Origin of the sequence: Labilibaculum sp. DW002 (assembly GCF_029029525.1) — a bacterium.
GTDB lineage: Bacteria > Bacteroidota > Bacteroidia > Bacteroidales > Marinifilaceae > Paralabilibaculum > Paralabilibaculum antarcticum.
The window spans coordinates 1-14,265 of record NZ_JAKJSC010000011.1 but is presented as its reverse complement, the minus strand read 5'-3'; the positions used below and the strand labels follow the sequence as shown (position 1 = coordinate 14,265).

Annotated in this window: 6 protein-coding genes; all 6 read left to right on the top strand. The window is 34.0% G+C overall.

The annotated features are described in order from the left end of the window. Positions 1–215 precede the first annotated feature (215 nt). Positions 216–2,252, top strand: coding sequence for a histidine kinase dimerization/phosphoacceptor domain -containing protein (locus L3049_RS20800; RefSeq protein WP_275111764.1), 2,037 nt, complete (start codon positions 216–218; stop codon positions 2,250–2,252). Between the two features lie 47 nt (positions 2,253–2,299). After that, positions 2,300–4,369: a tetratricopeptide repeat-containing sensor histidine kinase gene (locus L3049_RS20795; RefSeq protein ID WP_275111763.1), complete on the top strand. Its 2,070-nt coding sequence runs from the start codon at positions 2,300–2,302 to the stop codon at positions 4,367–4,369. A gap of 12 nt (positions 4,370–4,381) precedes the next feature. Beyond that, the gene (locus tag L3049_RS20790) at positions 4,382–5,104 is read left to right on the top strand and encodes a response regulator (protein ID WP_275111762.1); all 723 of its coding nucleotides are present in this window, start codon (positions 4,382–4,384) and stop codon (positions 5,102–5,104) included. A gap of 659 nt (positions 5,105–5,763) precedes the next feature. Beyond that, on the top strand, positions 5,764–6,687 hold the full coding sequence (locus L3049_RS20785) for a PorP/SprF family type IX secretion system membrane protein (protein WP_275111761.1): 924 nt from the start codon (positions 5,764–5,766) through the stop codon (positions 6,685–6,687). A gap of 24 nt (positions 6,688–6,711) precedes the next feature. Further along, positions 6,712–8,604: an OmpA family protein gene (locus L3049_RS20780; RefSeq protein ID WP_275111760.1), complete on the top strand. Its 1,893-nt coding sequence runs from the start codon at positions 6,712–6,714 to the stop codon at positions 8,602–8,604. 10 nt (positions 8,605–8,614) lie between these two features. After that, a partial coding sequence (locus tag L3049_RS20775) for a hypothetical protein (RefSeq protein WP_275111759.1) occupies positions 8,615–14,265 on the top strand: 5,651 nt, incomplete at its 3' end.

Here is a 14,265-nt window from a genome sequence, read left to right as displayed (position 1 = left end):
ATGGATAGTTTGTTTAATGGAAATGTGTGTTTAGCTCTTGATTTTTATCACTATGTTTGGCGACTTAAAATAAGAGCAAAATCAGGAATGTTATAAATTCTTTATTAAGAACAATTAAAAAGCTTTAACAGAGGATTATAATTGTAAAACTATCAATTCTCTTAGAGAAATAGAATAATCATAATTAATTGTAACCAGATCTATCCACGCTATTTATGAAAAAATTACAATTCATACTTTTTCTATTTCTACTCCATATTGCATCAATTAAAGCTCAATCAGATCATAAAATAGACAGCTTGTATTTGTTGTTGAGCCAAACAAAAATAGATTCTGTTAGAACTGACTTGCATTATAATATTGCACAAGAGTATTTTAAGCAAAATGCTGACTCTGCATTTTTACATACTAAACTTTCTCATCAGTATGCAGAAAAATGTAATTATAAAAGAGGTTTGGCTAAAGCGACTAGCAATTATGGCAGGTATTACTTTATGACGCAGAATTTGGACAGTGCATTAATAATGGCGAACCGTTGTTTAGAATTGAATAAGGAAATTGGTGATAAAAGTTATATTGCTCAATCCTACATGTCGGTTGGTGCCGTGAATGTGAATCGAGGAGATTTGGATAAAGGGCAGTTGTATTATGAGAAATCTATAGAATTGTATAAAGAGCTAAAAAATCTGAGGCAGTTAGCTAAACTCTATGGTAATATTGTGGTGATATGTCATCATAAAGGAGATACAGATAAAGCAATAGATTATCAAAATAAGACTTTAGAAATTGCATTGAAACTGAAGGATAACGAGTTGATTGGTCTGTCATATCATAATGCTGCTTTTTTATATGGTAGTACAAGTAGTTATGAGAAATCGTATGAGTCGGAGCTAAAAGCAATTGAGTACAGAGCTAAGGATAATGATTTGGTAGGTTTGTGGGAGTGCTATATAAATATTGCACAAGATCTTGTAAATCTTAAGCGATATGAAGAGTGTATTAGTTATTCGCGCAAAGCTATTGCGTTAATCAACAAAACGACAAAGGATGTTAACTCATTGGCTTTAGCGAATTTAAATATGGGTGAAGCATATACCAAATTAAAAGAATATTCAAAAGCAGAAAAAACCTATATAACTGCATTAAATAATCTTAAATCGACTCATCATGTTCGAGAAAAGGTTGCAGTTAATATTGCATTAGGTCGAATAAAAACAGAACTTAAACAATGGGATAGTGCATTAAAATACTTAAATATTGCAAGTGATTTAATAAGGGATTATGAAGACCTACAAATTAACAGAGATATTGTAGCATTGAAAGCACTAGCTTATAAAGGGAAAAAGCATTATAGGTTAGCATATGAACATCTAGATGAATACTATACTTTGAAAGATAGCATTCTTAATAAGGATAATATCGAAAAAGTAGCCAAGTTAGAAGCCAAATTCGAACATGATAAAGAGCTCCAGATAATTAATATCGAGAAAGAGAATGAAGCGAAACTTCATCAGGAAAAGTTGAAATCAGAGAAAATGATTTCGCGACTTTATCTTAGTCTGTTAGTTGTTGTATTCTTAGGTTTATTTTTCATTTATCGTTTGTATTTACAGAAGAAGAAAACCGATAGCCAAAAAGAAGTTCTTCTAAAAGAGATTCATCATCGTGTAAAAAACAACTTGCAAATTGTATCCAGTTTGCTCGATTTGCAATCTAATAGTATTGATGATGAATCGACACTTGTTGCCATTAACGATGGACAAACAAGAATGAAAGCCATGGCTTTGATTCATCAAAATCTTTATCAGAACAAACATATAGAGAGCATTTCATTTAAAGATTACATAGAACAATTAGTGGTTCAAGTTAGTGATGGTAACCAAATAGAACAGGAAGTTGAGCATAGCATCGAGATGGAGGATGTAAATTTCGATATTGATACTGCAGTGCCTTTAGGTTTAATTGTAAATGAACTATTAACCAATGCTTTTAAATATGCATTTACAAAACAGGATATTGGACAGCTTAGCATTAAACTGGAACACAATCAGGATTATTATAAACTCTCCATAAAAGACAATGGCTTAGGATTGCCTGATGATTATAATTTTGAAAAATCGAAATCACTTGGCTTAAAATTGGTTCGTCGCCTCAGTAAGCAACTTTATGGGAAAGCTGAATATACTTTTGATAATGGTTCTGTTTTTACAATCTTTTTTAAAGATACTGAGACACGTAAGGAGATTTCTTAATGCTTAGTGTTGCTTTTTAATAAATTTAAATCAAAGAATTCTACTCTATGAAATACAGTATAAATGTTTATTTAACTTTCTTATTATTCATACTGAATATATCTTCAACTTCTCTGTTCGCACAAAATCAGTCTGTAGAAGAGTTGGTTGAAGCATCGTATGTTGATATATCAAGAGATATACGCGCTAAAAAATTAGATTCCTCATATCTAGAAATTCAAAAGTTTTATAAAATTTCAACTGATAATAAGCTTCCTTTATATATTGGAAAAGCTGAAAGTTTGTATGGTGAATATTATTCTACAAAAGGAGAGAAAGATTCATCACTTTACCATTTTGAATTGGCAGAAAAAATCTTTGAATCAGAAGAAGATTTTTCGATGCAAGGTAAAATGAATGTTAAAATCGCTGTGATATATAAAAGTATTGGCGAAATTGAGCTTTCCATTAAGTATTACGAAAAATCTATAAGCTTACTTCAAATTAATGAGGATACTTTATGGTATGGCATAGTAAGTAATAAATTAGGAAGGATATATTACCATAGACTGGATTATGTAAATGCATTAAAAAATATGCAGAACTCCATTAATGCTTTTAGACTACTTGACGATCATTCAAGAATAGGTAGTACATATAATTCTATGGGCTTAATATATAGAGAAACCAATAATAAGCCAAAAGAAAAAGAGGTGTATTTAAAAGGTATTGAAGCCTACAAAAAAGTTGATGGATCAAAGAATTTAGGAGTCTTATATAATAACCTTTCGGAGTTGTACTTTGATGAGGGGAATGTTGCGCTTGGTTTAGAAACGTTAGAAAAGGCTAAAACAATTTATGAGAAAGCCAATTATGAAAAAGGGATGATTGGATATTATTCTGTTTTAGCATATTATCATTTTACTTTGGAGACTCCCAATTACGAAAAAACAATAGAATATAGCATTAAAAAAATTGCACTTTCGGAAAAATTCAAATCAAATATTCAATATGCCGATGGTATATTTTTTCTTGGCAGATCGTATTTACAAACCAATCAGTATGAAAAAGCTAAAACAATACTGGAAGAGGGCTTAGGTTTCGCTGAAGAACTAGGCTATTATCAAGAGATTAAAAACATTACATATCCATTAGCAGATGTTTATAATAAGCTTGGTATGACCAAGAAGGCTTATGAAACTTTGGAAAAACACATACGTTTTAGAGATAGTATTTCGAGCGAAGAAAAGATTCAGGAATTTACAAGGCTCGATGAAAAGTTTAAATACGATCAACAAATGCTTAATGATAGCTTGGCTCGAGTCCAATTGGATCTAGAATTAAAGTACAAACATCAACAAGAGATTCAAGAGCAAGATAGGGCGCTTATAATCATTGGATTCATTGCTGTTTTTCTATTAGGGTCTGCAATCTTTATTTTTATCTATGCTAGAAGAAGGAAAAAGCAAGCAAAGGAGTTAGACGAGAAGAACATTATAATCAATGAATCACTTTCTGAGAAGGAGCTTCTGCTAAAAGAAATCCACCATAGGGTAAAGAATAATCTTCAGATTGTTTCCAGTTTACTCGATTTGCAATCTAATAGTATTGATGATGAAGCCACACTTGTTGCCATTAACGATGGACAAACAAGAATGAAAGCCATGGCTTTGATTCATCAAAATCTATATCAGAATAAACATTTAGAGAGCATTTCATTTAAAGATTATTTGGAACAATTAGTGGTTCAAGTTAGTAGTGGTAACCAAATAGAACAAGAAGTTGAGCATAGCATTGAGATGGAGGATGTAAATTTCGATATTGATACTGCAGTGCCTTTAGGTTTAATCGTAAATGAACTATTAACCAATGCTTTTAAATATGCATTTACAAAACAGGATATTGGACAGCTTAGTATAAAACTGGAACACAATCAGGATTATTATAAACTCTCAATAAAAGACAATGGCTTAGGATTGCCTGATGATTATAACTTTGAAAAATCGAAATCGTTAGGCTTAAAATTGGTTCGTCGCCTGAGTAAACAGCTTTATGGAAAAGCTGAATATACTTTTGATAATGGTTCTGTATTTACTATTTATTTTAAAGATACTGCAACTCGAAAAGAAACTTCTTAATTAATGTGTATTATGAGTAAAGTAAAGATACTAGTAGTTGAGGATGAGATAATTATTGCAGATAATATTTGCGATATTTTGGAAAATTTAGGCTATGAGGTTTTAGAGCCAGCTATTAATTATAGCGAAGCTATTGAAACGATAGAGAACGAAAAACCTGATTTAGCTATTTTGGATATTCAATTGGCAGGGAAAAAGGATGGTGTTGATTTGGCTTGGACTATTAAAGAAGAATATGATATTCCATTCATATTCTTGACTTCGAATGCTGATCCAGCTACCATCGAAAAGGCCAAGAGGGCAGAACCACCAGCTTACCTAGTGAAGCCTTTCAATAAGGATGATTTGTACACCTCCATCGAAATCGCTCTTTATAATTTCAGTAAAAAGAGCAAAGAAGCAGAAGAGGAAAATGTGATTGTAAAGGATGCACTCTTTTTTAAGACTAAAAATATTTTCCATAAGATTAAGTTTGAAGATATTCTCTACTTGAAAAGTGATCATGTGTACGTTGAGATTCATAACAAAAAGGAGAAACACTTTGTGCACAGGGGAAGCATTAGCTCTTTAATGGAGAAGTTGCCTTCAAATTTCTTTCGAACACATCGTAGCTATGTTGTTAATTTGAATTTTTTAGATAGTATCAACAATCAGAGTGTGGTAATTGAAGGAGAAGACATTCCTATTGGAAAAAATTATCGAAATGATTTAATTAATCGAATAAATATTGGATAATCTTAATGGGTAGATCAAAAAAAAGGAATGTCAGTAAGGCATTCCTTTTTTTTGTGCCATTGTGTCTCGTTTTAAAAAAAAGAAAAATATAATGAGGTTTTTCCCATTACGATTATTTTTTATAGAAAAATTAAGAACAGAATAATGTTATTTCATAACAGCTATCACTCCCTTCAGAACATTGTTTTCTTTTCTTTTAATATGTAGTGTATTTTCGAACTCGTTAAAAAAAGAGTGTTAAAATTATTTACGACACAGTCTTTGTTTAGTGCATTTTTTACAGCTCATCAGTAGTTAGTTTAAGTGGCTTTGGTCAAATAAAGTGTTCTGTTTGTCTATGTTTTATGATCGCTGACAACTTATGATATATAATACTCACATTTTGAGTAGTTATTGGAAGATTTTGAATCTGTTTATTGAGTTGGGACGTGATCTAATCAGGTTTAAGATGACATTAATCATATTCTTTTGAATGCCTTATATACATAGGTTTTTGGGGAGTATATTTGTGCTTCTCAAAAAAATATCACTATTGTGTGATGTCTGCAGAATTTGTAAGAATAGCAACTTAGCTTATGAGTTATATTTAGAGAAGGAAAGGAGGTTAAACTGATCCTTATCCATAAAATTGATTAAGAAAAACCAAACAAATCTATTATATGAAAAAACTTTTACCCTTTTTGTTCTTATTGTTAGGGAGTGTTAGTATGAGTTACGGGCAACAGGACAAAATGTTCACCCAATACTTAAACTATCCTTCAGCAATTAATCCTGCATATGCAGGTTCTAGAGGAGCAACACAAATACTTGGAATTGCTCGCCGACAATGGGTCGGAATTGCCGGAGCTCCTGAAAGTTCTGCTGTTTCAATTAATAGTCCAATTACATTTTTTAATATGGGTGTAGGTCTAACTGTAGAAAGTGACAAGTTGGGTCCAGAAAAGAACACAGATGTTGGAGTTGACTTATCTTATCGTTTGCAGTTGAGTGAATCGTTGTTTTTAAATTTAGGTTTAAAAGCTGGTTTAGCACACTATAAAGTGGACTTGTTGGATGCAAAAGCGGTAGATCAAAACGACCCTTTACTATTAAATAATATTGATGGAGACGTAATTCCAAACTTTGGAGTTGGAGCTTTTTTATATTCCGATCGTTTTTTTGCAGGTCTTTCTATTCCTAGACTTATACAAACTGATGTTGAAGGAGGCGATTTGGCCAAATCAACTTTGGATAGAGGGAAATTACATTATTTTTTAACTGCTGGATATTTAATGGATATAAACCCATTCATGAAATTGAAGCCTTCCATATTGGTAAAAGCAACCCAAGGATCACGATTATCATACGATATTTCTTTGATGGCAATATTTGTTGATCGTTTGTGGTTAGGAACTTCATTCCGAAATGAAGATTCTGTAGCAGCTATTGCTCAAGTGAATGTTACCAACCAACTTCGAATAGGATATTCTTACGATTTTGCAATTTCTAAATTGTCTGGTCGTAGTGATGGATCTCATGAGATTTCTTTGAGTTATGATATTGTCTTCAATTCTAAAAAGTTGAAGTCTCCACGTTATTTTTAATCCCCGACCTAAATAGAATTATATATGATCAAAAGATTTACACTTATTCTTTTAATCTGCATTGCTTCAAATACTGCTTTTTCTCAAAAGTTATCAGTTTTCATGGGCGATAAGGAGTTCGACCAGTTTAATTACTTAAAAGCTGTCGAGTATTATGAACATGCATTAAAAAAAGATTCTTCTGTTGTACATGTGCAAAGAAGATTAGCTCAATCGTACCACAAAATTGGTGATAATGATAACTCCTTTAAATTTTATGAATTACTAACTAACAATTCTAGTCATGAAAATTCTGATTGGATTTTATATGGTGATTTGTCAAGAGAAAACGGAAAATATCGTTTGGCAAAAAAATGTTATCAAGAATATTTAAAGGTAGATTCAGATAAAGAAGAAATAAAAAGTCTTGTTGAGCAGATGGAAATGCTTGAAAAAGTTGACTTGACTGAATTGAAGTGTGCAATTAATGAAGTTGATTTTAATTCAAGCTACTCTGATTTTGCACCTGCCTTATATGGTAATAAAGTAATTTTTAGCTCGGGACGAAAGAGTAAAAGTTTCCGTTCAGATAAATATGGTTGGAATGGTCAGTATTTTCTTGAACTTTTTCAATTTACTAAGGATACTATAGCAGAAGAGCAAATTATTCGATTTGCAAAAGGAATAGGATCTAGATACCACGAAGGTGTTGTTTGTTTTTCGAAAGATTTAAATCAGATGTTCTTTACCCGAAGTAATTATTTCAAAGGAAAACTGAATAGAGATGAAAAGGGTGTAAATAATTTGAAAATTTTCATTGCTGAAAAGGAAAATGACAATTGGAAAATTGCTGCTGAATTTCCTTTTAATAGCGATAAATATTCGGTTGGTCATCCTAGCTTAAGTGCAGATGGGAACACTCTTTACTTCGTTTCTGATATGCCAGGAGGTATTGGAGGAACGGATGTTTATAAATCTCTTTTGAAAAATGGGAAATGGACCAAGCCAATTAATTTAGGCAAAAAGATTAATACATCTGAAAATGAAATGTTTCCTCATGTAAATGGAAATACCTTGTTCTTTGCCTCGAATGGTCGCGCAGGAATGGGTGGTTTAGATATTTATGTAGCCGATTTAATTTCGGATGAGACGGAATTAACGCATTTAGGAGCACCTGTAAATTCAGAGGCTGATGATTTTGCATTAGTAATGCATGCCAATAGTAATCAAGGATATTTTTCATCTAATAGAAGAACCGGTAAAGGGGATGATGATATTTATCAATTCGCAATTGCTGGAACAAATGACGTTGAAATTCAGATTTTGAATGCAGAAACTCATGAGCTAATTGCTGCAGATGAGATTCTTGTTAATGATAAGGTAGATTCATCTTTAGACTTTAATTCAGAAACGTTTTCTTATACTAAGGAAATTACTCGAGAAGAGAATTACGATCTGCATATTTCAAGAGAAGGTTTTGTGAGTAAGGATACAAGCTTTTATAGTGATCTTTTTGATGCTAAACAGAAGCATGTTTACTATTTGACTTCGATTCCTGTTGTTGAGGAAATAGTTGATGCTTTGCCAGAATCATTACCTCCAATCTACTTCGATTACGACAAACATGAAATCACAAGTGAGGCTAATAAAATTCTTATTGATTTGTTCGAATTATTATCAAAACATGAAGATATGGCTGTAACTGTTATGGCAAATACTGATGTTAGAGGATCGAACCGATACAATAAAAGATTGGCGAAAAATCGTGCGAAAAGTGCTCGTAAAGTACTCCTTAAGTTAGGAGTTTCAGCAGATAGAATTGATATGGGAGTGATTGGTGAAGAAAAACCTTTAAACAAGATAGATTCTCAATCAGAAGAAGAATGGCACAAGTTCAATCGTAGAGTTGACTTTGAATTAAAATCTATAGAAAAATAATCTATATACTATGAGAAAAATTTACTCACAATTAGATATAAAAAGACTATTTACCTACATATTCCTTGTAGCTGTTCTGCTAGTAAGTAATTTGAACTCTTCTTACGCTGAAGGGTTCCGAGAGTTAGTTAATGATACTCCAAATGATGTCCAAACTAATTTTGGTAAAAATCAGTGGGCTAGGGCAGGTGGACCTGAAAATAGAAGGTTAAATATTTATATTAAAAACCCTGCAATTGAAGTTGTTTATTTTGGATGGAGTTCTGCTGGAGAGGCTTATAAAATATATGATCCTAATGGGAATTTAGTTTATTCAAATACAACTATAGCTAATGGAACTGTTAGAAGTGAGATAATAGCTGGTCCTGAACAAACGCAAAATGATCCATCGGACGGGTATTCAACAGGTTCTGGAGCTCAGGAACAGATATATGTACCTGCGGCAGGTTCTCCTTCAGGTAATTATTACCTTGAGTTTGATGATGGAAATAATCAAAATTATTGGGATATTACTGTTGCAACAACAGGGAGCCCTGGAATTGCTCAAAAAGGCCGTGTTTGGTCGATGATATGGTGGTTTAATATGGGAGGTTGGAATTCTAATGATTCTTTTGAAGCTACTTTATATGCCTATTCAACTGATGGTTTTGTTTCTAAAGTGGATTATAGTGGATCCGATTTTAGACCTTATGTGTTTTCGGTTTATTATAATGATAAAGGGCCTGGGACATCAGGCAATTTAGAGGAAGATAGAAAATCTGTTGCAGGTGATCAGGGAGAACCATCTTTTCCTGTATTCTTAAATCCTCCACCTCAAGAAATTATGCCAAGTGCCGAATTTGGTGATTTTGCTTCTGTTCCAACAATCACAAGAACTGCAGCATCTGGATCTAATAAGTTTAGTTTCAACGTGGAGTCAACTCAATCTGGTAGTTATAATATTTTATTAAACCTTCAGGGTTCTACGGTTACTCCTCAGTTTGATAACGCCAGTGGTACTAAGGATCGTTTATTGGTTTACGATGTAATTCCTCAACCTGGTGAAACAGCTCCATATGTAAGAGCTATTCCATGGGATGGTAAAGATGGACAAGGGAGCGATGTTAATTTGCCTGATGGTTATAATTTGAATTTTGTGGTTTCTTATACAGATGGGGGAAGTAACTTTCCGACATTTGATGCGGAATATCTATATAATGGACTAACTGTCTCACAAGTTCGTCCTTCTAATGGCTATATAGTCAAGTTATTTTGGGATGATTCCGATCTTACGGGTGATCCAACAAAACGAGAACTCAATGGTGCTTCGTCTCCAGCACATACTTGGAATGCTGCATCTTACGGAAATGAGAGAACAATAAATACATGGTGGTATTGTAATGTTGTGAGTGGCGGATCTAAAACTCTTCCTTTACCAGGCTTAAGTGCAACAGCACCAACAGTACAAGCTACTAATATTAGGTTTTCAGAAGTTGGCCAATCCGCAATGAAAATTAATTGGACCGATGGGAATGGATCTCAAAGAGTTGTTTTTGTAAAAGAGGCAAATTCAGGTTCTGCTTTACCTGCTGACAATGCAAGCTATACCGCAAATACGATATTTGAATCTGGAACTCAAATAGGTTCAACAGGATGGTATTGTGTGTATAATGGTGCGTCATCTTCGTCTGTTGTTGTAACTGGTTTAACCGAAGATACTGAATATCAGGTAATGGTATGTGAGTATAATGTTGGTGGTACAGGAGAAATTTACAATACTGATACAGCAACAGATAATCCAATGAACCAAAGAACTGCTACTGTTGTTCAAGCGAAAGATATTAGTTTTTCTAATGTTGTTGCGAATAGTATGACAGTTAATTGGACAAATGGAACGGGTACTCGTAGACTTGCATTCATAAAACCAACTCTTGCAGGTACTCCTACTCCAGTAAATAATGTAACTTATTCTGCTAATGCTTCTTTTGGTTTAGGTGATCCTATTGGAACAAGTGGATGGTATTGCATTTACAATGGAACAGGTACTACTGTTGATGTTTCCAATTTGGCTTCTGATACAGATTATAAAGTAATGGTGTTGGAATATTTTGGTTCCGATGGAAATGAAAATTACGTAACTGTAACAAATACTAATAATCCAAATACCGTTAAAACATCAAATTTAAGTCCAGCTCATCATATTGTGTTCAGTAATGTTGGAACCACAGATATGGATATTGCGTGGATAGATGGTGATGGTACAGCAAGACAGGTTTTTGTCAAGCAAACGAGCTCAACTACGGATATTACCATGCCAGTTGATGGAGTATCTTACTCATCAAATTCTACATTTGAATCAGGAGCTCAGATTGGAACTAGTGGTTGGTATTGTGTATATGAAGGATCGGGATCTTCTGTGAGTATAAACGGTTTAGATCCGTCAACAGAATATAGAGTGATGGTTGCGGATTACGTGAATGATCATGAATATATTGATGGAACTGTAGCAACCAATCCACTAAATCAAGCCACACTAGGTGTTACACCTGATGTACAAGCAACAAATATTTTGTTTTCAGATGTTACATCTTCTGAAATGAAATTAGATTGGACGGATGGTAATGGTGTGAAAAGAGTTGTATTTGCAAAACAAACAACAAGTGGTCAGCCATTTGCTGTCGATGGAATAACATACACGGCTAATCTTGGTTTTGAATTAGGAGATCAAATTGGTTCTACTGGATGGTATTGCATATATAATGGTAATGGCTCGTCTGTTGTTGTAAATAATTTATTAGCAGATACGGATTATCGTTTTATGGTTTGTGAGTACAATTATAGTGCTAGTGGGGAATTGTATTTAACCTCAGTTGCAACTTTGAATCCACAAAATCAAAAAACTCTTGTTGCCAATATTTATACGCCTGTAATTACAGCAGTTGATAAAACTATAAATGAAGGTGTAACTTTTGTTGAGACGGTAACTGCAACAGATGATGATTCAGGTGATACGAAATTATTTTCAATTAGCGGAGTTGATGCCTTATTATTCAATATTGATCCATCGACTGGAGATTTGAGTTTTAAACTTGGACCAGACTATGAGATTCCAGGAGATAATGGAGGAGATAATGATTATAATTTAACTGTAACTGTAACAGATGCTGTCGGACATTTTGATTCTGAAGATATAAAAGTAACAGTTGTTGGGATAAATGATAATGCTCCAGTAATTATTAACCATTCAAGTAATCCTACTGCATCAATTAATTATGCAGAAAACGGAACGGCTGATGTTATTGACTGGAACGGAACAGATGCAGATGGAGAAACAGAAAATGGCGGCGGTTTAACTTACGCTTTAACTGGTGCTGATGCAGCCTTGTTTACTTTAGATACAGCAACTGGAGTTTTGGTATTCAAATCAAGTCCTGATTTTGAAGACAAGAAAGATGCAGGAGCCAATAATGTATACGATGTAATTGTAACTGTTTCTGATGCCAATAGTGCAACTGATGTTCAAGCTTTGGCAGTCACAGTAACAGCAGTAAATGATAATGCTCCAGTAATTACAAATCACTCAAGTGATGCTTCTGCAGCGATTAATTATGCAGAAAATGGAACTGGAGATGTTATTGATTGGAATGCAACAGATGCTGATGGAGAAACAGAAAATGGCGGCGGTTTAACTTACGCTTTAACTGGAGCTGATGCAGCCTTGTTTACTTTGGATCCAGCAACTGGTGTTTTGGTATTCAAATCAAGTCCTGATTTTGAAGACAAAAAAGATGCTGGAGCAAATAACGTATATGATGTAATTGTAACTGTTTCAGATGCTAACAGTGCAACTGATGTTCAGGCTTTGGCAATTACTATTACAGCGGTAAATGATAATGCTCCAGTAATTACAAATCATTCAAGTAATCCTACCGCATCAATTAATTATGCGGAAAACGGAACGGCCGATGTTATTGACTGGAACGCAACAGATGCTGATGGAGAAACAGAAAATGGCGGTGGATTAACTTATGCTTTAACGGGAGTTGATGCAGCCTTGTTCACTTTGGATTCAGCAACTGGAGTTTTGGTGTTCAAGTCAAGTCCTGATTTTGAAGATGAAAAAGATGTTGGAGCAAATAACGTTTATGACGTTATTGTAACTGTTTCAGATGCTAACAGTGCAACTGATGTTCAAGCTATAGCAATTACTGTAACAAGTGTAAATACTAATTCTCCAATAATCACGAATCATTCAAGTAATCCTACTGCATCAATAAATTATGCGGAAAACGGAACGGCCGATGTTATTGACTGGAACGCAACAGATGCTGATGGAGAAACAGAAAATGGCGGCGGTTTAACTTACGCTTTAACAGGTGCAGATGCTTCTTTATTCACATTAAATGCAGCAACTGGTATTTTGGTGTTCAAGTCAAGTCCTGATTTTGAAGATAAAAAAGATGTTGGAGCAAATAACGTTTATGACGTTATTGTAACTGTTTCAGATGCTAATAGTGCAACAGATGTTCAAGCCTTAGCAATTACAGTAACAAGTGTTAATACCAATTCTCCGGTAATCACGAATCATTCAAGTAATCCTACTGCGTCAATAAATTATGCGGAAAATGGAACTGCAAATGTTATTGATTGGAATGCAACAGATGGAGATGGAGAAACAGAAAATGGCGGCGGTTTAACTTACGCTTTAACAGGTGTGGATGCTTCATTATTTACATTAAATACAGCAACTGGTGTTTTAGTATTCAAATCAAGTCCTGATTTTGAAGATAAAAAAGATACTGGAGCTAATAATGTATATGATGTTATTGTTACTGTTAAAGATGATGTGAACCATACGGATGTTCAAGCTTTAGCAATCACAATCACTGCGGTAAATGATAACGCTCCAGCATTAGCTGATGGAAACAATACGATTCCAGAGAATTCAGCAAATGGCACTGAAGCTTACGTTTTAAGTGGAGCCGATGCTGATGCGGGTACAGTGTTTACTTATACAATGCCAGTTGATGCAGCATATGAAATTGTAGGCGATAAGATCTTGGTAAAAGATGGATCTTTATTGGATTACGAAGGAGCTGCTAACGGAACAAGAATTCTAACGGTAACAGTAAGTGATGGAACAAATTCAAGTGATGCGACTATCACGATCAATCTTTCACCAGTAAATGATAATACTCCAGCATTAGCTGATGGGAACAATACAATTCCAGAGAATTCAGCAAATGGCACTGAAGCTTACGTTTTAAGTGGAACAGATGCTGATGCTGGTACTGTATTTACTTATTCGATGCCAGTTAATGCAGCTTATGAAATATTAGGAGATAAAATCCTTGTAAAGGATGGATCTTTATTGGATTACGAAGGAGCTGCTAACGGAACAAGAATTCTAACGGTAACAGTAAGTGATGGAACAAATTCAAGTGATGCTACCATTACGATCAATCTTTCACCAGTAAATGATAATACTCCAGCATTAGCTGATGGGAACAATACAATTCCAGAGAATTCAGCAAATGGCACTGAAGCTTACGTTTTAAGTGGAACCGATGCTGATGCAGGAACTGTCTTTACTTACAGCATGCCAGTTGATGCAGCATATGAAATTGTAGGCGATAAGATCTTGGTAAAAGATGGATCTTTATTGGATTACGAAGCTCCATC

Excerpts from the sequence above, each read along its gene's own strand:
- L3049_RS20780 (WP_275111760.1), top strand. The coding sequence starts at position 6,712 with ATGATCAAAAGATTTACACTTATTCTTTTAATCTGCATTGCTTCAAAT.
- L3049_RS20790 (WP_275111762.1), top strand. The coding sequence starts at position 4,382 with ATGAGTAAAGTAAAGATACTAGTAGTTGAGGATGAGATAATTATTGCA.
- L3049_RS20795 (WP_275111763.1), top strand. The coding sequence starts at position 2,300 with ATGAAATACAGTATAAATGTTTATTTAACTTTCTTATTATTCATACTG.
- L3049_RS20785 (WP_275111761.1), top strand. The coding sequence starts at position 5,764 with ATGAAAAAACTTTTACCCTTTTTGTTCTTATTGTTAGGGAGTGTTAGT.
- L3049_RS20800 (WP_275111764.1), top strand. The coding sequence starts at position 216 with ATGAAAAAATTACAATTCATACTTTTTCTATTTCTACTCCATATTGCA.